The following is a 20,145-nucleotide window of genomic DNA, read 5'->3' on the forward strand; positions in this document are numbered from 1 at the left end:
GAACCTATGATGAGATTTAGTTGTACAGGATTTATATCTTGTACAGGAATCTTGCAGAGGGTTCGTGTATGTCCAGCACCACCAAACCGAAGATCGCCATCAGCGCCTGCCTGCTGGGCGAGAACGTGCGCTTCAACGGCGGCCATAAACAATCCCTGTTGTGCAGCCAGACCCTCGCCGACTATTTCGACTTCGTGCCGCTGTGCCCCGAAGTCGCCATCGGCCTGGGCATTCCACGCGAACCGATCCGTCTGGTGGGCGATCCCGCCCACCCGCAGGCCGTCGGTACCGTGCACCGCGAGCTGAACGTCACCCAACCGTTGGACGAGTACGGCCAGCAGATGGCCGCGGAACACACCGACCTGTGCGGCTATATCTTCATGCAGAAATCGCCGTCGTGCGGCCTGGCGCGGGTGAAGGTCTACCGCGACAACGGCACCCCTGTGGACGGCGGTGGGCGCGGCATCTACGCCCAGGCCTTCTGTGCGCGCCATCCCAACCTGCCGGTGGAAGAAGACGGTCGGCTGAACGACCCGGTGCTGCGGGAAAACTTCCTGACCCGGGTATTCGTCTACGCCAGCTGGCAGAAACTGTTGGCCGAAGGCCTGACCCGTCACCGTCTGCTGGCCTTTCATTCGCGCTACAAGTACCTGCTGATGGCCCACAGCCCGGCGCACTACAAGCGCCTTGGCCACCTGCTGGGCAGCATGAGCAAGGATGCCAACCTCGACGAGTTGGCGGCGGGCTACTTCAGCGACCTGATGTCCGGCCTCACCAAGTGCGCCACCCGTGGCACCCACACCAATGTGCTGCAACACATCAGCGGTTACCTCAAACAGGTCATCAGCGCTGATGACAAGCAAGAAATGCAGACCGTCATCGGCCAGTACCGCCACGGCATCGTGCCGCTGGTGGTGCCGCTGACCCTGCTCAAACACCACTTTCGCCAACACCCGGACCGCTACATCGCGCAGCAGGCCTACCTGCAACCGCACCCGGAAAACCTAAGCCTGCGAAATGCGATCTAGACCATGAAAGCTGCCCTGCTAGACGAACCCGGCGACGACATCGCCCAAGCGCTCGAAGACGGCTGGCTGCCGATCCGCGAAGTGGCGCGTCAGACCGGCGTCAACGCCGTGACCCTGCGCGCCTGGGAACGCCGTTACGGCCTGATCGTGCCCCAGCGCACGCCCAAGGGCCATCGGCTGTTCAGCGCCGAGCATGTGCAGCGCATCCATACCATCCTCACCTGGCTCAATCGCGGCGTGCCGGTGAGCCAGGTCAAAGGCCTGATCGACTCGGCCCAATCCCTTCCCGAGGCGGTGGAAAACGAGTGGCACAGCCTGCGCCAGAACCTGGTGCACGCCATCAGCGAATTGACCGAACGCCGGGTCGATGACGCCTTCAACCAGGCCATGGCGCTGTACCCGCCACGCACGTTGTGCGAGCAACTGATGCTGCCGCTGCTGCGAGCGTTGGAACAGCGTTGGCAAGGCCAGTTCGGCGCGCAGATGGAGCGGGTGTTTTTCCTCTCATGGCTGCGCAGCAAATTCGGCGCACGCATTTACCACAACAATCGCCAGTTGCACGGCGCACCGTTGTTGCTGGTCAATCAGTCCGACCTGCCCCTGGAGCCACACCTGTGGCTCAGTGCCTGGCTCGCCAGCAGTGCCGATTGCCCGGTGGAAGTGTTCGACTGGCCGTTGCCCGCCGGCGAACTGGCCCTGGCGGTGGAGCACCTGCAACCGCGGGCCGTGCTGCTGTATTCGAGCAAGGCGCTGCATTTGTCGGGTCTGGAAAAACTTTTGGGCGGCGTCCGTTGCCCAAAGTTGGTCGTCGGACCAACGGTATGCATCCACCAGGCCGAGTTGGCCGTATTAGCCCAGGACATCCCTGAATTGTTCGTCGCCGAAGAGTTGTTGTCGGCCCACCAGCTACTGATCCAGCGTGGACTCGTTTAAATGCATTTGATCTGGCTGCGCACCGACCTGCGCCTACACGACAACACCGCCCTGACCGCCGCGAGCCAGCGGGGCCCGATCGCCGCCGTGTACCTGATCACGCCCGAACAATGGCTGGCCCATGACGATGCACCGTGCAAGGTGGATTTCTGGCTGCGCAACCTGGATGACCTGAGCAAGACACTCGGCGAACTGAACATTCCCCTGCTGATCCGTACGGCAGCCACCTGGGACCAGGCACCCGACGTGCTGGGCACGCTGTGCCGTGAACTGGCCGTGGAGTCGGTGCACGTCAACGAGGAATACGGCATCCATGAAAGCCGTCGTGATGCGGCCGTGTCCAAGGCATTGGAGTCGGCGGGCATCAGCTTCCACAGCTACCTGGACCAACTGTTCTTCCAGCCCGGCAGCGTGCTGACCAAGACCGGCACTTACTTCCAGGTGTTCAGCCAGTTCCGCAAGGTCTGCTACAGCCGTCTGCACAGCGCCCTGCCCCGGATAGTCCCGGCACCCAAGGCCCAGGCTGCGCTCAAGCTGAAAAGCGACCCGATCCCAAAGACAGTCGACGGTTTCGAGCCACCCAGCGAGACCCTGCGTGCCCTCTGGCCCGCCGGTGAAGACGAAGCCCGGCGCCGCCTCGACGCTTTCGCCGACCAACAGATCAGCTACTACAAGGACGAACGCGACTTCCCCGCCAAGCCCGGCACCAGCCAGTTGTCGGCTTACCTCGCCGCCGGCGTGGTGTCGCCGCGCCAGTGCCTGCACGCTGCACTGCAGACCAACGGCGGCGAGTTTGAAAGCGGCGACATGGGCGCCATTACCTGGATCAACGAACTGCTGTGGCGTGAGTTCTACAAGCACATCCTGGTGGGTTACCCACGGGTGTCGCGCCACCGGGCGTTCCGCCCCGAGACCGAAGCCGTCGCCTGGCGCAACGCGCCCAAGGACCTGGCCGCCTGGCAGCAAGCGCGCACCGGCCTGCCGATCATCGACGCCGCCATGCGCCAACTGCTTGAAACCGGCTGGATGCACAACCGCCTGCGCATGGTCGTGGCGATGTTCCTGACCAAGAACCTGCTGATCGACTGGCGCGAAGGCGAGCGCTTTTTCATGCGCCATCTGATCGACGGCGACCTGGCGGCCAATAACGGCGGCTGGCAGTGGAGCTCGTCCACCGGCACCGACTCGGCGCCGTACTTCCGGATTTTCAGCCCCTTGAGCCAATCGGAAAAATTCGACAGCGAAGGGGTATTCATCAAGCGCTGGCTGCCGGAACTGGCCGCGCTGAATAAAAAGGAAGTGCACAACCCCGAAGCCGCCGGTGGTTTGTTCGGCGTGGCCGATTACCCGCGTTCGATTGTCGACCTGAAAAAGTCCCGTGAACGCGCCCTGGCCGCCTTCCGCAGCCTGCCCTCGCGACAAGCCGCTGGGGGCGAGTATGAGTGACTTCCTGCGTCGCTTCGCCCAGGCCTTTTCCACGCTGGACAAGCACAACCTGCACCTGCTCGACAGCCTGTACAGCCAGGACATCCGCTTCGCGGATCCACTGCATGAAGTGCAGGGCCTGCCCGCCCTGCACCGCTACTTCGCCGAGCTGTACAGCAACGTCAGCCAGTTACGCTTCGACTTCCACGGTTTCGATCAGGTGACCGAAGGTGAAGGTTACCTGCGCTGGAAAATGAGTTTCTGCCACCCACGCCTGGCCAGCGGCAAGGTGATCCGGGTGGAAGGTTGTTCGCACTTGATGTGGCGTGACAAGGTGTACCGCCACCGCGATTATTTCGATGCCGGCGCCATGCTGTACGAACACGTGCCCGTGCTGGGCAGCGTCGTTGGCTGGCTGAAAAGGAGAATGGGATGAGCGATACATTGCCTCGACGTTATTGGCTGACCGGCGCCAGCAGTGGCATCGGTGCCGCGCTGGCCGTGGAGTTGCTCAACAGCGGCGCCCACGTCGCCTTGAGCTCACGCTCGAAAGGCCCGCTGGAAGCGCTCGCCCACCGTTACCCTGGCCAGGTGCTGGTGGTGGCCGGCGACCTGACCAACAGCCAGACCGTGCGCGAGATTGGTGAGCGCATTGGCGAGGCCTGGGGCGCCCTGGACACGGTCATTCTCAATGCTGGCACCTGTGAATACGTGGATGCCCGACAGTTTGACTCATCGATCATCGAGCACGTGGTGCGTACCAACCTGCTGGCCAGCAGTTATTGCATCGAAGCCGCCCTGCCACTGTTGCGCGCCGGGCGCACCCCGCACCTGGTAGGCGTCGCCAGCGCCGTGACCTACCTGCCGATGCCACGCGCCGAAGCCTATGGCGCGTCCAAGGCGGGTCTGCGCTACCTGTTCGAATCCCTGCGTATCAGCCTGTCGCCGGAAAACATCGACGTCACCGTGATCAGCCCGGGCTTTGTCGACACTCCGCTGACCGAGCGCAATGACTTCCCCATGCCGCTTAGTTGGTCAGCGGATAAAGCCGCACGGCACATTTTCGCCAAGTTGGAAAAGCGCCCGCTGGAAATCGCCTTTCCTGCACTGTTCATCGCCACGTTGTGGCCCCTGTCGAAACTGCCGAACCGTGCGCAACTGATCATCGGCAAGCGCATGTTGCGCAGCCCGCCGCCGAAAAAGGACGACCTGTGAAGATCGCCATTATCGGCAGCGGCATCGCCGGCCTGACCAGCGCCTATCTGCTCAGCCGCCGTCACGACATCACCCTGTTCGAAGCGGGCGACCGCATCGGCGGGCATACCCACACCGTCAATGTCACTGTCGAGGGTGAAAACTACGCGGTCGACACCGGCTTCATCGTGTTCAACGACTGGACCTACCCCAACTTCATCCGCTTGCTGGGGCAGATCGGGGTGGCGTTCAAACCGACCGAGATGAGCTTTTCGGTGTGCGACGAGCACACCCGGTTCGAGTACAACGGCAACAACCTCAACAGTTTGTTTGCCCAGCGTCGCAATATTTTGTCGCCGGGGTTCTGGGGCATGTTGCGCGATATTCTGCGCTTCAATCGCCAGGCGCCGCTGGACCTGCAGCAGCAGCGCATCAGCGCTGACATGACCCTGGGCAGCTACCTCACCGCCGGCGGCTACGGCGAGCGGTTTGTCCGGCACTATATCGTGCCGATGGGCGCGGCGATCTGGTCGATGTCCCTGGCCGATATGCTGAAGTTTCCGTTGCAGTTCTTTGTGCGCTTCTTCAAGAACCACGGGTTGCTCTCTGTGAACAACCGCCCGCAATGGTGCGTGATCGAAGGGGGATCAAGCCGCTACATCGAGCCGTTGACCCGCAGCTTTCGCGAACGGATCCGCCTCAATTGCCCTGTGCATAAAGTGGCACGCACCGACGACGGCGTGGTTATCCACAGCCCGGCCGGCAGTGAGGCATTTGATCGCGTGGTGTTCGCCTGCCACAGCGACCAGGCCCTGGCGTTGCTGGCCGACCCGAGCCAGGCCGAACAGGAGATCCTGGGCGCCATGCCCTACGCCGATAACGACGTGGTATTGCACACCGACACGCGCCTGCTGCCCGACCGCAAACTCGCCTGGGCCAGTTGGAACTACCGGCTGACCGGCAATCGCCAGGCACAGGCGGCGGTGACCTATGACATGAACATCCTGCAAGGCATCCACAGCACCACCACGTTTTGCGTCAGCCTCAACCAGACAACCATGATCAACCCGCTGAAGGTACTGGCCCGCTACACCTACGCCCACCCGCAGTACAGCCTGGCGGCGGTGGCAGCGCAGGCGCGTCGCGAAGAAATATCCGGCGTGAGCAATACCTTCTACTGCGGCGCCTACTGGGCCAACGGCTTTCACGAAGACGGCGTGGTCAGCGCACTGCGCGTGGCCGAAGCCTTTGGGGAAACCCTGTGAACAGCGCCCTGTACAGCGGGTGGATCGCCCATCGGCGGTTTGCGCCCAAGGCCCATGCCTTTCGCTACCGCATCGGCCTGCTGTACCTGGATTTGAGCGAAGAACACCAAGTGCTGGGGCTTTCACCCCTGGCCGGGCGCAGCCGCCTGGCCCCCTTCGGTTTTCGTCAGCAGGACTACCTGCGTGAATGGACGCGCAGCGGCATGAACTTGAGCGATGCCGTGCGCCAGGAAGTCGGCAAGGCACTGGGGCGTACACCCCAGGGCGTTATCTGCCTACTGACCCAGGCCCGCAGTTGGGGCCTGGCTTTTAACCCCGTGAGTTTCTTCTACTGCTTCGAGGCCGACGGACGTCTGGCCGCGATCCTGTGTGAAGTGACCAACACCCCATGGCGCGAACGCTATCACTACGTGTTGCCGGCCCAGGCCCTGGACGCCGATGAACACCAGCATTTCGCCGTGGCCAAGGCCTTCCATGTGTCGCCGTTTCTACCCCGCGACCTGGAATACCGCATGAGCTTCAGCCCTCCCTCCGCCAGGCTGGGCGTGCACATGGCCGATTGGCAGGGCACGCAGAAAATCTTCGACGCCACGTTGAGCCTGGAGAAAGAAACGCTGGATCGCGCCAGCCTGCATCGCTACCTGTGGCGTTTCCCCTGGATGACCGCCAAGACCTGCCTCGCTATTTACTGGCAGGCCCTGCGCCTGTTGCTCAAACGCACGCCGATTTTTTCCCACCGGGCCGCCGATGGCGCCTCTCGCACCGCAGTCGGTTACACCAAGGATCGCCGCCATGAAATCCCCTAGCTTATCGGTCAAGACTCACCGCCTGAACGTCAACGGCATGACCGCCGCGCTGCTGCGCAAGGCGGTGTTGCGCCAACTCAGCCAACTGCGCCATGGCCAACTGGTGGTGATCGAGGACGGCGAGCGCCAAGTGTTCGGCGCACAGGAAGCGCACTTGATGGGGGAAATCCAGATCCTGGACTCTGCCGTGTGGGGCCTGGTGGCGGCCAACGGCTCCATCGGCGCCGGCGAAGCGTTTATCCACGGTTACTGGACCAGCCCGGACCTGACCGCCGTGGTGCGCGTGATGGTCAGCAACCTGGACGTGCTCGATGCAATGGAAGGCGGCCTGGCACGCCTGGCGCGGCCGTTCACCCAGGGCCTGCACTGGCTCAACCGCAACACGCGCAAGGGTTCACAGAAAAACATCGCCGCCCACTACGACCTGGGCAACGACCTGTTCGAAGAATTCCTCGACCCGACCATGATGTACTCCGCGGCACAGTTTCTGACGCCCGACGACACCCTCGAACAGGCGCAGTTGAACAAGCTGGAGCGCATCTGCCAGAAGCTCGCCCTCAAACGCACCGACCACCTGCTGGAAATCGGCACCGGTTGGGGCAGCATGGCGCTCTATGCGGCGCAGCATTACGGCTGCCAGGTCACCACCACGACCTTGTCCAGGGAACAGTTCGCCTACACCCAACAACGCATCGACGCCCTGGGGTTGCAAGGCCAGGTCACGCTACTGCTGCAGGATTACCGCGACCTCACCGGCCAATACGACAAGCTGGTGTCCATCGAAATGATCGAGGCGGTGGGCCATCGCTTCCTGCCGACCTACTTCAAACAATGCGCGCGCCTGCTCAAGAACGATGGCCTGATGCTGCTGCAAGCCATCACCATCCGTGAGCAACGCTTTGAACAGGCCAAGCGCAGCGTGGATTTTATCCAGCGCTATATCTTTCCTGGCGGCGCCCTGCCCTGTGTGCAGAACATGTTGCATATCGTCAGCCGCGACACCGATATGAACCTGCTGCACATGGAGGATTTCGGCCTGCACTACGCACGAACCCTGCGCCTATGGCATGAGAACTTTCGCCGCGCCCACGGTCGCCTCGCCGAGCTGGGCTACGACCAGTATTTCCTGCGCCTGTGGGAGTTCTACCTGTGCTACTGCGAAGGTGGCTTCATGGAACGCACCATTGGCACTGCGCAGTTGCTGCTGGCCAAGCCGTCGGCGATCAACCCGCCGCTGCTCGGGCGCTTCAGTGCTTAAGACGCTGGCCAATGCCGTGCTGTTTCAGTGCGGCTGGTTTGCCTGCGTGCTTGGCGGGGACAGCGCGTGGTTAATGGTGGGGCTTGCCGTGTTGGCGGTTCACCTGCTGTGGATAAGTTCATGGGCTGAGGATGGTAGGTTGATCCTGCGCGTGATGGTTCTGGGCACCCTGTTGGACACCACGTTGCGCATGCTGGGGGTGTTTGAGTTCACGGAACCGGGCACGTTGATTCCCTTCTGGTTGATCCTGCTATGGGCATTGCTGGCGACGACGTTGCGCCATTGCCTGGCCTGGAGTGCCCGTCCCTGGTGGCGTGCCGCTGCGCTGGGCGCGCTGGGCGGCCCGCTGTCTTATTACGCCGGTAGCCAACTGGCCGGGGTGCAGTTTGGTTTCGGCTTCGCGCCAACAATGGTTGCGCTGGCGTTGCTGTGGGCGATGGTGTTCGTGGGTTTGCATCGGCTGGCGCGCTGACGTCCGTCAGCCGTATCACACGTGCGTCACCCGCTTGCCTTACACTGCACGCCTATGACCAACATCCCCCACATCCAAATCGCCGAACCCGCCATCACTTGCTCGACGTGTGCGGCCTGCTGCTGCCAGCTGGAAGTGATGCTGATCACCGACACCGGCGTGCCGGAACGCTATATCGATACCGATGACTGGGGCGGTGAAGTGATGCTGCGCCTGGATGACGGCTGGTGCGCGGCACTGGACCGGGACACGATGATGTGCACGATCTACGAGCGACGACCACTGATTTGCCGGGAATTCGAGATGGGCGCGCCGGAGTGCCTGGAAGAGCGACAGGGTATCGCTACCGTCTACCGCTGATGCTGAATGTGGGAGGGGCTTGCCCACTCCCACATGGGTTTTGCAGTGTTCTGAAGGGTTACAACGGCAAGGTGTAGTGCAACGAGTAGCTCTCTACCCCGTCGTTATTGCTGCTGATACCCGCGTTGGAGTAATGCGTGGCACGAATGCCCACCTCATGCCCACCCGCGAAGCGCAGGCCGAAACCCAGGCGGTCTTCGAACTGAAAGGCCTGGCCGATGTTGTTGTCTTCCAGCTTGGTGCGGGAAAACACCGCCACCCCGATCCCGGCCTCGATATAAGGCTTCACCGATTCCCCGGCAAATTCATACACAAACACCGGCGAGAACGACAGGCTGCTGGCGCTGGCTCGCTTGTCCCCATCCCAATAGGTGTAGGCGCCGCTCCAGTAGCCGGTCAATCGACCTGTATCGCTCTGCCACCAGCTTTTATCCCAGTCCGATGTCAGCCCCAGGCGATAGGTCATGGTCGAATCACTGGTGCTCCCCACCCCGAACTCCAGGCCAGCAGCTTGTGCCGAAACAGAGTGCCCCACTACAGCGGCCGCAATCGCAGCCAAACAGAACAAGCGCTTCATAAGAAACATCCTTTCCGAACGAAGTTATATGGTTGTGTACAGGCTATCTCGCTATAGAAGCTGGCGTGTAGCCAGAAGTTCCAGCTAATAACGCAGGCATTTCACGAAATTTTCACGAGTCGAAGCTTCTCACAACGCCCGGATATTTCCATAGTGTCGGTAGGATATTTCTTAGGTGATACACATCACCGCTGGTCCAGAACTGTGCCGGTGCTGGATTGCCGACGGCCAACAGGTCGCGCTCACCCAGCAAACGCTTGAGTTGACGGGCCACGGCGGCGCCGGTGTCGATGAGGATAATGCTGGGGGGCAGCATCTGCGCCAAGAGCGGCCTGAGGAAGGGATAGTGGGTGCAGCCGAGGATGATGGTGTCGCAACCGGCGCTGAGCAGCGGGTCGATATACCCCTGCAACAACTGGCGCAAGGCCGGGCTGGTCAGGTCACCGCTTTCAATCAGCTCCACCAGGCCCGGGCATGGCTGGGTGATGACCTTCACATCGGTAGCGAAGCGGTCGAGCAACGCGGCGAACTTGGCGCTTTGCAGCGTGCCGGTGGTGGCAAGCACCCCAACCACGCCGCTGCGGGTGGCTGCCGCCGCCGGTTTGACAGCAGGTTCCATGCCCACCAGCGGCCAATCGGGAAAATCCCGACGCAGATCAGCCACGGCGGCAACCGTAGCGGTATTGCAGGCAATAACGAAGGCTTTGGCGCCCTGCGCCTGGAAAAATGCCGCCACCTGCCGGGAGCGCTCAAGGATAAACGCCGGGCTTTTCTCGCCGTAGGGGATGTGCCCGCAATCGGCCACGTACAGCAGTGATTCCTGGGGCAATAGCTGCTGGATTTCATCCAGCACGGTCAACCCGCCGATACCGGAATCGAACACACCGATCGGCGCGCCCTTAACCATGTGGCGCCCCGCACACAGTGCAACCGGGGTCACGCTTGACGCGCAGCTCGCGAAAACGTGTGGCCAAGGCGTCGATCAGCAACAAGCGTCCCACCAACGGCTCACCGAAACCGGCCAGCAGTTTCAAGGCTTCCAGGGCTTGCAGGCTGCCGACCACACCGACCAGTGGGCCGACCACGCCAGCCTCACTGCAGGTCAGTTCGGTATCGCTGCCGTGCCCATACAGGCAGTGATAGCACGGGCTCTCGGCGCGACGCGGGTCGAACACCGACAGTTGCCCTTCAAGACGGATCGCAGCGCCGCTGACCAAAGGCTTGCCGGCACCGACACAGGCCGCGTTGACGGCTTCGCGGGTGGAGAAGTTATCACTGCAATCAAGCACCACGTCTACCGCTTCGACCGCCGCAGCGAGGGAATCGGCATCCAGCGCACTGCGATGGGCCACCAGTTTGATTTCAGGGTTGAGGGCGGTCAGGCGACGCAGGGCCGAGTCGACCTTGGTCTGCCCGACGCTGTCGGTGTCATGGATGATCTGGCGCTGCAGGTTGGTCAGGTCGACCGTGTCGAAGTCCGCCAGATGCAACTCGCCGACGCCGGCGGCAGCGAGGTACAACGCAACGGGCGCACCCAGGCCACCAAGACCTACGATCAGGGCACGGCCGTTTTTCAGGCGAAATTGGCCGTCTATGTCGACATGCTGCAACAGAATCTGTCGGCTATAGCGCAACAGCTCCTGATCGGTCAGCACGGCCGGCGCCCCAGGGTGATGCGTTCGTGGCCACCGAGGTCGATGCGGCTGTGCACTTCTTCGAAACCTTCACTCAACAGCAGGTCACGCACCGCCGGGGCCTGGTCGTAACCATGTTCCAGCAGCAACCGCCCACCGGCATTCAGGTGGGCCGGGGCCTCCTTGATGATCAGGCGCAGGTCGTCCAAGCCATCATGACCGGCCACCAGTGCGCTGGCTGGTTCGAAACGCACGTCGCCGGCCACCAGGTGCGGATCGTTGGCGGCAATGTACGGCGGGTTGCTGATGATCAGGTCATAGCGATGACCTTGCAGCGCGCTGAACCAATGGCTGTTCAGCACCGTAGCGTTAGCGAGGTGCAACCGCTGGCGATTGCGCTCGGCCAGGGCCACGGCTTCCAGCACACGGTCGACGGCGGTGACCTGCCAGGCCGGGCGTTCGCTGGCCAGGGCCAGGGCGATGGCGCCGCTGCCGGTGCCCAGGTCGAGGACCTTGGCGAGGGTGGCGGGCAACAATTCCAGCGCGGTTTCCACCAGCAACTCGGTATCTGGCCGCGGGATCAGCGTGTGAGGCGCGACCTCCAGGTCCAGCTTCCAGAAGCCTTGTTGACCGAGGATATAGGCCACCGGCTCACCGCCACGACGGCGCTGCAGGTAGCCGGCAAAGATCAGCGCATGCTCGCTGCTGACGATTTTCTCGGGCCAGGTGTGCAGGTAGCTGCGGGACTTGCCCAAGGCAGCCGCCAGCAACAATTCGGCATCCAGGCGTGCCGTGGGCGAATCGGGCAGGTCGGCGGCGCGCAGCAGGCTGGCGATGATGGTCATTTATTCACCTATCGCGGCCAGTTGATCGGCCTGGTATTCGGCGAGCAACGGTTCGATCACCGCGTCCACACCACCGGCAAGGATTTCGTCCAGGGAGTAAAGGGTGAGGTTGACCCGGTGGTCGGTGACCCGGCCCTGGGCAAAGTTGTAGGTACGAATGCGCTCGGAGCGGTCGCCCGAACCCACCAGCAACTTGCGCTCGCTGGCAATCGCGTTGGCGGCGGCGCTGGTCTGCTGGTCATTGAGCTTGGCCGACAGCCAGGACATGGCCCGCGCACGGTTCTTGTGCTGGGAGCGCTCTTCCTGGCACTCCACCACGATGCCCGACGGCAAGTGGGTGATGCGGATCGCCGAGTCGGTCTTGTTGACGTGCTGGCCACCGGCGCCCGAGGAGCGGTAAGTGTCGATGCGCAGGTCGGCCGGGTTGATCTCGATGGCCTCCTGTTCGTCCGGCTCGGGCAATACGGCCACCGTGCAGGCGGACGTGTGAATACGACCTTGGGATTCAGTCGCTGGAACCCGCTGCACGCGGTGCGCGCCGGACTCGAATTTGAGCTTGCCGTAGACGTTGTCGCCCTCGACCCGTGCAATCACTTCTTTATAGCCGCCGTGTTCGCCTTCGTTCTCCGACAGGATCTCGACGCGCCACCCGCGACGTTCGGCATACCGCGAGTACATACGGAACAGGTCGCCGGAGAAGATCGCCGCCTCGTCGCCGCCGGTGCCGGCACGGATTTCGAGGAACACGTTGCGCCCGTCGTTCGGGTCCTTGGGCAGCAGCATGCGTTGCAGGTCGCCTTCCAGCTCGGCGAGTTTTTCCTTGGCTTCGCGGACTTCTTCCACGGCCATTTCACGCATGTCCGGGTCGCTGTCCTTGAGCAGTGCCTGGGCACCTTCAAGGTCCGCCTGCACTTTCAGCAGGTTTTTATAGGTGGCGACCACGGGCTCAACTTCGGCGTATTCCTTGGAATAGGCACGGAACCTGGCCTGATCGGCGATGATCTCGCCATCGCCGAGCAGGGCGGTCAGTTCTTCGAAACGATCCTGGAGCACGTCCAGTTTATTGAGCAGTGACGCTTTCATTGCGGTTTTTTATCCGAAGAGCTATCTGACGCGCCCTCACCGAGGGCAAAGAGTTCCTGGGCCATGGCCAGCGCATCGAGGCGGCCTTCGGCGGTAAGCTTTTTCAGCTGCACGCTGGGCGCATGCAGCAATTTGTTGGTGAGGCCACGGGCCAGTTGCATCAGCACTTCTTCGGCGCTGCTGCCATTGGCCAGCAAGCGCTGGGCCTTGATCAATTCCTCGTCGCGCAGGCGTTCGCCTTGCTGACGATAGGCCTTGAGCACGTCCACCGCCGCCAGTTCACGCAGGCGCACCATGAAGTCTTCGGCGCCGGTGCTGACCATTTCCTCGGCGGCCTGGGCAGCACCCTGGCGGCTCTTGAGGTTTTCGGCGACCACTTCGTGCAGATCGTCGACGCTATAGAGGTAAACGTCGTCCAACTCGCCGACTTCGGGCTCGATATCCCGGGGAACAGCAATATCCACCATGAAGATCGGCTTGTGCTTGCGCAGCTTCAGCGCGCTCTCGACCGCGCCTTTGCCCAGGATCGGCAGTTGGCTGGCGGTGGAGCTGATGACGATATCGCTGCGTACCAGCTCCGCCGGAATGTCCGCCAGTAACACCGCATGGGCGCCGAACTGCTCGGCGAGGATGCTCGCGCGTTCCAACGTACGGTTGGCGACCACGATACGCTTCACGCCCAGGTCATGCAGGTGGCGAGCGACCAGGGTGATGGTCTCGCCGGCGCCGATCAGCAGGGCCTGGCTGCGTTGCAAGTCACTGAAAATCTGTTTGGCCAGGCTGACGGCGGCAAACGCCACGGACACCGGGTTTTCACCGATGGCAGTGTCGGTGCGCACCTGCTTGGCGGAATTGAAGGTGGCCTGGAACAGCCGCCCCAGCAGCGGGCCTACTGTGCCGGCCTCGCGCGCCACGGCGTAGGCGGATTTCATCTGCCCTAGAATCTGCGGCTCGCCCAACACCAGCGAATCGAGACCGGCCGCCACACGCATCATGTGACGAACTGCCGCATCCTCTTCGTGCACATAAGCGCTGGCGCGAAGGTCATCGAGGTCCAAATGATGGTAATCGGCCAGCCAGCGCAGTACGACATCCGCTGAAAGATGCTCCTGCTCTATATAAAGCTCGCTGCGATTGCAGGTCGAAAGGATCGCAGCTTCGCGACTGTCGGTGAGCCGGCAGAGCTGCTGCAGGGCCTCAACCAACTGCTCCGGCGTAAACGCCACGCGCTCGCGCACGTCTACGGAGGCAGTCTTGTGGTTAATACCGAGTGCGAGGAAGGCCATTCAATATCGCTGATGATGTCGGGAAGCCGACAATTGTCCTACTTCGAAAGATTCAGAACAACCACCGTCGTCTATTGTCCTAATGCCTTGTGTCTATAAAGGCATCAACTGAGACTCGGTTATGTTTGGCCGAAGGCTTGTGTCATGATGATCCGACCGCAGGTTAGTCGTCCTCTTCCTATATGAATAGATCTTCCGCGTTGCTCCTCGCCTTTGTCTTTCTCAGCGGCTGCCAGGCCATGGCTCCCGTGTCGCCGGACGGTACGCCACCGGTGGAAGACAGCGCCCCCGCCCCTGAAAAGCCCAAGGTTTATTCTTCGTTCACCGAAGAAACGGTGTACAGCCTGCTGACTGCGGAACTGGCCGGCCAACGCAATCGCTTCGACATTGCGTTGGACAACTACGTGACCCAGGCCATCAACACCCAGGATCCGGGGATTTCCGAGCGGGCCTTCCGCATCGCCGAGTACCTGGGGGCCGACCAGGCTGCGCTGGACTCCTCGCTGATCTGGGCGAAAAACGCCCCGGACGACCTGGAAGCACAGCGCGCGGCAGCCATTCAACTGGCACGCGCCGGGCGCTATGACGACTCCATGGTCTATATGGAGAAAGTCCTGCAGGGCAAAGGCGACACCCATTTCGACTTCCTCGCGCTGTCGGCTGCCGACACCGACCAGGACACGCGCAATGGCCTGATGAAGAGTTTCGACCGCCTGCTGCAAAAGCACCCGAAGAACAGCCAGCTGATTTTCGGCAAGGCGTTGCTGCTGCAACAGGATGATGAAGCCGACGCCGCACTGAAGCTGCTGGAGCAGAATCCGCCGGAAGAAGGCGAAATCGCCCCGATCCTGCTGCGTGCACGCCTGCTTCAGAACCTCAACCGTGGCAAGGAAGCGATTCCGCTGCTGGAAAAAAGCCTCAAGAAGTATCCGGACGACAAGCGCCTGCGCCTGACTTACGCCCGCATGCTGGTCGAACAGGACCGCATGGAGGACGCCAAAGTGCAGTTCGCCAACCTGGTCCAGCAATACCCGGACGATGACGAATTGCGTTATTCCCTGGCACTGGTCTGCCTGGAAGCCAAGGCCTGGGACGAGGCCAAGGGTTACCTGGAAGAGCTGATCCAGCGTGAAAGCCATGTAGATTCGGCACACCTGAACCTCGGGCGCATCGCCGAAGAGCGCAACGATCCGCAAGCCGCCCTGCTCGAGTACGCCCAGGTCGGCCCCGGCAACGACTACCTGCCCGCCCAATTGCGCCAGGCCGATATCCTGATGAGCAACGGCCGCACCGACGAGGCGGAGAAACGCCTGGCCGCCGCACGGGATGCCGAACCGGATTACGCGATCCAGCTCTACCTGATCCAGGCCGAAACCTTGTCGGCCAACAATCAGGGCGAGCGCGCCTGGAAGCTGCTGCAACAAGCGTTGCTGCAATTCCCGGACGATTTGAACTTGCTATACACCCGCGCCATGCAGGCGGAAAAACGCAATGACCTGGCGCAGATGGAAAAAGACCTGCGCCTGATCATCAAGCGCGATCCGGACAACGCCATGGCCCTCAACGCCCTGGGCTACACCTTGTCCGACCGCACCACGCGCTACGACGAAGCCAAGGTGCTGATCGAGCAAGCCCACAAGCTGAACCCGGAAGACCCGGCCGTGCTCGACAGCCTGGGCTGGGTGAATTACCGCCTGGGCAACCTGGACGAGGCCGAACGCTTGTTGCGCCAGGCACTGGAACGCTTCCCCGACCAGGAAGTCGCCGCGCACCTGGGCGAAGTGCTGTGGGCCAATGGCAAACAGCGTGAAGCACGGCAAATCTGGGAGAAATTCCTCAAGGAACAACCCGAAAGCCCCATCCTGCGCGGCACCATCAAGCGCCTGACCGGATCCGAGACCCTTTAAACCTATGTTTTTGCGCCATGTTGTTATTTTCAGCTTCATCGCCCTGCTCGCCGGTTGTGCGGGCATCGGCAGCCGCGAATCCGTTGAAGGCCAGGGCAACCCGGCGCAATGGAAGCAGCACAAGGACCAGCTCAGCAGCATCGATGGCTGGCAGATCGAAGGCAAAGTGGGGGTTCGCGCGCCGAAAGACTCCGGCAGCGGCACCTTGTTCTGGCTGCAGCGCCAGGACTACTACGATATTCGCCTGTCGGGTCCGCTGGGCCGTGGCGCCGCACGCCTGACCGGCCGGCCGGGGCAAGTCAGCCTTGAAGTGGCCAACCAGGGCCGTTATGAGGCGACCTCGCCGGAAGCGTTGCTGGAAGAACAGATCGGCTGGAAACTGCCGGTGTCTCATCTGGTGTGGTGGGTCCGTGGCCTGCCAGCGCCTGATAGCAAGAGTCGCCTGAGCCTGAACGGCGACAGCCGCCTGGCCAGCCTGGAGCAGGATGGCTGGCAGGTCGAATATTTGAGCTACGTGGAGCAAAGCGGCTATTGGTTGCCCGAGCGCGTCAAGCTGCATGGTCCCGACCTTGATGTCACGCTGGTGATCAAGGACTGGCAACCACGCAAACTGGGGCAATAACGTGTCCGTACAAAAATTGACCCTGCCCTCCCCGGCCAAGCTCAACCTGATGCTGCACATTCTCGGTCGCCGTGAAGATGGCTATCACGAGCTGCAGACGTTGTTTCAATTCCTCGACTATGGCGACGAGCTGACCTTCGCCGTGCGCGACGATGGCGTGATCAGGCTGCATACCGAATTCGAAGGCGTGCCTCACGACAGCAACCTGATCGTGAAGGCCGCAAAAAAACTTCAGGAGCAATCCGGCTGTCCGCTCGGCATCGATATCTGGATCGATAAAATCCTGCCCATGGGTGGCGGCATCGGTGGTGGCAGCTCGAATGCCGCGACAACTCTGCTGGGTCTGAATTACTTGTGGCAACTGGGTTGGGACCATGATCGCCTCGCCGCGCTGGGCCTGACGCTGGGTGCCGACGTCCCGGTTTTCGTGCGTGGGCACGCGGCTTTCGCCGAGGGCGTGGGGGAGAAACTCAGCCCGGAATACCCCGAGGAGCCGTGGTATGTCGTGCTTGTTCCGCAAGTATCTGTAAGTACAGCAGAAATTTTTTCAGATCCGTTGTTGACACGTAACTCTTCTCCCATTAAAGTGCGCCCCGTTCCCAAGGGAAACAGTCGAAATGACTGCTTACCGGTTGTAGCAAGGCGTTATCCAGAGGTACGTAACGCTTTGAATTTGTTAGGTAAATTTACCGAAGCAAAATTAACCGGAACTGGAAGTTGTGTGTTTGGGGGCTTCCCAAGCAAAGCTGAAGCTGATAAAGTCTCGGCCCTTCTTACAGAGACCCTTACAGGGTTTGTAGCAAAGGGAAGCAACGTTTCGATGTTGCATCGCAAGCTGCAAAGTCTGCTCTAAAGGAATCGAGTGTCAGGCACTCGTTGCAACAGATACAGGGGCGTCGCCAAGCGGTAAGGCAGCAGGTTTTGATCCTGCCATGCGTTGGTTCGAATCCAGCCGCCCCTGCCATTTTCCTATACTCATCCAGGTTACCCTCAGCCTCTAGGTACTGCGCGTGTCCAAGATGATGGTCTTTACGGGGAACGCCAACCCCGATCTGGCTCGACGTGTCGTACGTCAGCTGCATATCCCTCTCGGTGACATCTCTGTCGGTAAATTCTCCGACGGCGAAATTACAGCCGAGATCAATGAAAACGTTCGCGGTAAAGACGTCTTCATTATTCAGCCGACTTGCGCTCCGACCAACGATAACCTGATGGAACTCGTCGTGATGGCTGATGCCTTCCGCCGCTCCTCAGCGACTCGAATCACAGCTGTAATCCCTTACTTTGGTTATGCCCGTCAGGATCGCCGTCCGCGTTCCGCACGTGTGGCCATCAGCGCGAAAGTCGTTGCTGACATGCTGACCGTGGTAGGCATCGACCGTGTTCTCACGGTTGACCTGCACGCTGACCAAATCCAGGGGTTCTTCGATATTCCGGTAGATAACATCTACGGCTCCCCCGTATTGGTGGATGACATCGAAGACCAGCGCTTTGAAAACCTGATGATCGTGTCCCCGGACATTGGTGGCGTCGTGCGTGCACGGGCCGTTGCCAAATCCCTGGGCGTGGACCTCGGGATCATCGACAAACGCCGCGAGAAAGCCAATCACTCTGAAGTGATGCATATCATCGGTGATGTCGAAGGGCGTACCTGTATTCTGGTTGATGACATGGTCGACACCGCCGGCACCCTGTGCCACGCGGCGAAAGCCTTGAAAGAGCACGGTGCGGCCAAAGTCTTCGCCTACTGCACACACCCTGTGCTGTCGGGCCGAGCGATCGAGAACATCGAGAATTCCATGCTGGACGAACTGGTGGTGACCAACACCATCCCGCTGTCCGCTGCTGCTCAAGCCTGTTCGCGTATCCGTCAACTGGATATCGCACCGGTTGTTGCCGAAGCGGTTCGCCGCATCAGCAATGAAGAATCGATCAGCGCGATGTTCCGCTAAGGGTAAAACCTTCGGCACATCCTACTGACGAAAAGCGCCCCGCCCCGACATTCTGTTGGGGCGGGGCTTTTTTGCCCATGTCGAGGCCGGCGCTGGTCGCAAACGCCGCTCGATGATGGCTATTTTGGAGATACAAAATGACTGACTTTACTCTGAACGCCCAAGCGCGTACTGACCTGGGGAAAGGTGCGAGCCGCCGCCTGCGTCACGCCGCCAACATCCCAGCCGTTGTATACGGTGGTAACAAGCCTGCTGAATCCGTGACCATCCTGGCCAAGGAAATCGCCAAGCTGTTCGAAAACGAAGCGGCCTACAGCCACGTTATCGAGCTGAACGTCGACGGTGCCAAGCAGAACGTCATCGTTAAAGCAATGCAGCGTCACCCATCCAAGCAATTCATCATGCACGCTGACTTCGTTCGCGTTGTCGCTGGTCAGAAACTGACCGCTATCGTGCCAGTGCACTTTGTTGGTGAAGAAGCTCCGGTCAAGAAAGGCGGCGAAATCTCGCACGTTGTGAACGAAGTTGAAGTAACTTGCCTGCCGAAAGACCTGCCTGAGTTCATCGAAGTCGACCTGTCGGCCGCTGAAATCGGCACCATCGTTCACCTGTCCGACCTCAAAGCCCCTAAAGGCGTTGAGTTTGTCGCACTGGCTCACGGTGATGACAAAGCAGTTGCCAACGTTCACGCTCCACGCGTTGCTCCAGAAGCTGAAGAAGGCGCTGCAGAGTAATCCACTCTGTATTGCCGGAGCTTGAGGAAACATCGCGGACCGAAACGTAGCGAGAAAGCGGGCGATAACGCGGCGTTTACTCTTGAGTAAATGATGTAGTGTCGTCCACTTTCGCCGCACTCAGGTCTGGCGATGTTATCCACAACTCCAAAGGAAGGGCCCCTGTCGTGACTGCCATTAAACTGATCGTTGGCCTGGGAAATCCAGGCGCCGAATACGAACAGACGCGGCATAACGCGGGGGCCCTTTTTGTTGAGCGCATCGCCCACGCACAAGGTGTAAGCCTTGCGGCCGATCGCAAATATTTCGGCCTGACCGGGCGCTTCTCGCATCAGGGCCAGGATGTTCGTCTGCTGATTCCCACCACCTACATGAACCGCAGCGGCCAGGCTGTCGCGGCGCTTGCGGGCTTCTTCCGGATCAAACCCGAAGAAATCCTGGTGGCCCATGACGAACTGGACCTGCCACCCGGCGTTGCCAAGCTCAAGCTCGGCGGCGGGCATGGCGGGCACAACGGCCTGCGCGACATCATCGCGCAGCTGGGTAATCAGAATAATTTCTACCGCCTGCGGCTCGGCATTGGCCACCCAGGCGTCGCCAGTATGGTTTCAAATTTCGTCCTGGGTCGTGCGCCACGCGCCGAACAGGAAAAACTCGATGCCAGCATCGACTTTGCCCTCGGCGTGCTGCCGGATATCTTCGCCGGTGAATGGAACCGCGCGATGAAAAACCTGCACAGCCAGAAGGCCTGACTCTTACCGAGG

At 61.1% G+C, this 20,145-nt stretch carries 22 protein-coding genes and 1 tRNA gene; 17 read left to right on the plus strand and 6 right to left on the minus strand.

Annotated elements, in window-relative coordinates; all coding sequences use genetic code 11:
• Positions 1 to 68 precede the first annotated feature (68 nt).
• Genes BM110_RS04850 through BM110_RS04895 form a run of 10 tightly spaced genes read left to right on the plus strand, consistent with a single transcriptional unit; the run spans position 69 to position 8,741 of the window.
• On the plus strand, positions 69 to 1,028 hold the full coding sequence (locus tag BM110_RS04850; RefSeq protein ID WP_092240609.1) for a YbgA family protein: 960 nt from the start codon (positions 69 to 71) through the stop codon (positions 1,026 to 1,028).
• A gap of 3 nt (positions 1,029 to 1,031) precedes the next feature.
• Positions 1,032 to 1,961, plus strand: coding sequence for a MerR family transcriptional regulator (locus tag BM110_RS04855; RefSeq protein WP_092240607.1), 930 nt, complete (start codon positions 1,032 to 1,034; stop codon positions 1,959 to 1,961).
• Complete coding sequence (gene phrB / locus BM110_RS04860; protein WP_093119958.1) at positions 1,962 to 3,407, plus strand: deoxyribodipyrimidine photo-lyase; 1,446 nt, start codon at positions 1,962 to 1,964, stop codon at positions 3,405 to 3,407. It begins immediately after the preceding gene.
• Positions 3,400 to 3,822, plus strand: a complete 423-nt coding sequence (locus tag BM110_RS04865) for a nuclear transport factor 2 family protein (RefSeq protein ID WP_092240603.1) — start codon at positions 3,400 to 3,402, stop codon at positions 3,820 to 3,822. Before phrB ends, BM110_RS04865 begins: the two co-directional genes overlap by 8 nt.
• A complete protein-coding gene (locus BM110_RS04870) occupies positions 3,819 to 4,601 on the plus strand; it encodes an SDR family NAD(P)-dependent oxidoreductase (protein WP_092240601.1) in 783 nt (260 codons plus the stop codon). The genes BM110_RS04865 and BM110_RS04870 overlap by 4 nt, the downstream gene beginning before the upstream one ends.
• Positions 4,598 to 5,845, plus strand: a complete 1,248-nt coding sequence (locus tag BM110_RS04875; RefSeq protein ID WP_093512556.1) for an NAD(P)/FAD-dependent oxidoreductase — start codon at positions 4,598 to 4,600, stop codon at positions 5,843 to 5,845. The genes BM110_RS04870 and BM110_RS04875 overlap by 4 nt, the downstream gene beginning before the upstream one ends.
• Positions 5,842 to 6,651 (plus strand): DUF1365 domain-containing protein, encoded by an 810-nt coding sequence (locus BM110_RS04880; protein ID WP_092240597.1) that lies wholly within the window; start codon positions 5,842 to 5,844, stop codon positions 6,649 to 6,651. Before BM110_RS04875 ends, BM110_RS04880 begins: the two co-directional genes overlap by 4 nt.
• Positions 6,638 to 7,909 (plus strand): SAM-dependent methyltransferase, encoded by a 1,272-nt coding sequence (locus tag BM110_RS04885; protein WP_092240595.1) that lies wholly within the window; start codon positions 6,638 to 6,640, stop codon positions 7,907 to 7,909. The genes BM110_RS04880 and BM110_RS04885 overlap by 14 nt, the downstream gene beginning before the upstream one ends.
• Positions 7,902 to 8,381 carry a DUF2878 domain-containing protein gene (locus BM110_RS04890; RefSeq protein ID WP_093119965.1) on the plus strand — a complete coding sequence of 160 codons (480 nt, stop codon included), beginning with the start codon at positions 7,902 to 7,904 and terminating at the stop codon, positions 8,379 to 8,381. Before BM110_RS04885 ends, BM110_RS04890 begins: the two co-directional genes overlap by 8 nt.
• Positions 8,382 to 8,435: 54 nt before the next feature.
• Entirely contained in the window at positions 8,436 to 8,741 is a 306-nt protein-coding gene (locus BM110_RS04895) for a YkgJ family cysteine cluster protein (protein ID WP_093512557.1), read from the plus strand.
• A gap of 58 nt (positions 8,742 to 8,799) precedes the next feature.
• Here BM110_RS04895 and BM110_RS04900 read toward each other — a convergent pair whose 3' ends face one another.
• From BM110_RS04900 to hemA, 6 genes are all read right to left on the minus strand, one after another.
• Positions 8,800 to 9,318, minus strand: coding sequence for an acyloxyacyl hydrolase (locus BM110_RS04900; RefSeq protein ID WP_071491044.1), 519 nt, complete (start codon positions 9,316 to 9,318; stop codon positions 8,800 to 8,802).
• 112 nt (positions 9,319 to 9,430) lie between these two features.
• Entirely contained in the window at positions 9,431 to 10,225 is a 795-nt protein-coding gene (gene murI, locus BM110_RS04905) for a glutamate racemase (protein WP_071491043.1), read from the minus strand.
• The gene (locus tag BM110_RS04910; protein ID WP_092240589.1) at positions 10,218 to 10,973 is read right to left on the minus strand and encodes a molybdopterin-synthase adenylyltransferase MoeB; all 756 of its coding nucleotides are present in this window, start codon (positions 10,971 to 10,973) and stop codon (positions 10,218 to 10,220) included. Before BM110_RS04910 ends, murI begins: the two co-directional genes overlap by 8 nt.
• Positions 10,967 to 11,797, minus strand: coding sequence for a peptide chain release factor N(5)-glutamine methyltransferase (prmC, locus tag BM110_RS04915; protein WP_071491041.1), 831 nt, complete (start codon positions 11,795 to 11,797; stop codon positions 10,967 to 10,969). The genes BM110_RS04910 and prmC overlap by 7 nt, the downstream gene beginning before the upstream one ends.
• Positions 11,798 to 12,880, minus strand: coding sequence for a peptide chain release factor 1 (prfA, locus tag BM110_RS04920; RefSeq protein WP_092240587.1), 1,083 nt, complete (start codon positions 12,878 to 12,880; stop codon positions 11,798 to 11,800). It abuts the gene before it with no gap.
• Positions 12,877 to 14,166: a glutamyl-tRNA reductase gene (hemA, locus tag BM110_RS04925; RefSeq protein ID WP_058423108.1), complete on the minus strand. Its 1,290-nt coding sequence runs from the start codon at positions 14,164 to 14,166 to the stop codon at positions 12,877 to 12,879. Before hemA ends, prfA begins: the two co-directional genes overlap by 4 nt.
• 182 nt (positions 14,167 to 14,348) lie before the next feature.
• Between hemA and BM110_RS04930 the strand changes: the two genes are divergently transcribed.
• The 7 genes from BM110_RS04930 to pth all read left to right on the plus strand — a co-directional run bounded on the left by BM110_RS04930 (position 14,349) and on the right by pth (position 20,133).
• Positions 14,349 to 16,073, plus strand: coding sequence for a tetratricopeptide repeat protein (locus BM110_RS04930; RefSeq protein WP_071491039.1), 1,725 nt, complete (start codon positions 14,349 to 14,351; stop codon positions 16,071 to 16,073).
• Between the two features lie 4 nt (positions 16,074 to 16,077).
• Entirely contained in the window at positions 16,078 to 16,695 is a 618-nt protein-coding gene (lolB, locus tag BM110_RS04935; protein WP_092240584.1) for a lipoprotein insertase outer membrane protein LolB, read from the plus strand.
• 1 nt (position 16,696) lies between these two features.
• Complete coding sequence (gene ispE, locus BM110_RS04940) at positions 16,697 to 17,548, plus strand: 4-(cytidine 5'-diphospho)-2-C-methyl-D-erythritol kinase (RefSeq protein WP_071491037.1); 852 nt, start codon at positions 16,697 to 16,699, stop codon at positions 17,546 to 17,548.
• Positions 17,549 to 17,584: 36 nt separating this feature from the next.
• Positions 17,585 to 17,659, plus strand: a tRNA-Gln gene (locus BM110_RS04945).
• A 46-nt stretch (positions 17,660 to 17,705) separates the two neighbouring features.
• Positions 17,706 to 18,647 carry a ribose-phosphate pyrophosphokinase gene (locus BM110_RS04950; RefSeq protein ID WP_003208392.1) on the plus strand — a complete coding sequence of 314 codons (942 nt, stop codon included), beginning with the start codon at positions 17,706 to 17,708 and terminating at the stop codon, positions 18,645 to 18,647.
• 137 nt (positions 18,648 to 18,784) lie between these two features.
• On the plus strand, positions 18,785 to 19,381 hold the full coding sequence (locus tag BM110_RS04955) for a 50S ribosomal protein L25/general stress protein Ctc (protein ID WP_092240582.1): 597 nt from the start codon (positions 18,785 to 18,787) through the stop codon (positions 19,379 to 19,381).
• A 167-nt stretch (positions 19,382 to 19,548) separates the two neighbouring features.
• On the plus strand, positions 19,549 to 20,133 hold the full coding sequence (gene pth / locus BM110_RS04960) for an aminoacyl-tRNA hydrolase (protein ID WP_071491035.1): 585 nt from the start codon (positions 19,549 to 19,551) through the stop codon (positions 20,131 to 20,133).
• Positions 20,134 to 20,145: the final 12 nt, after the last annotated feature.

Origin of the sequence: Pseudomonas sp. NFPP28, assembly GCF_900115535.1 — a bacterium.
GTDB lineage: Bacteria > Pseudomonadota > Gammaproteobacteria > Pseudomonadales > Pseudomonadaceae > Aquipseudomonas > Aquipseudomonas extremorientalis.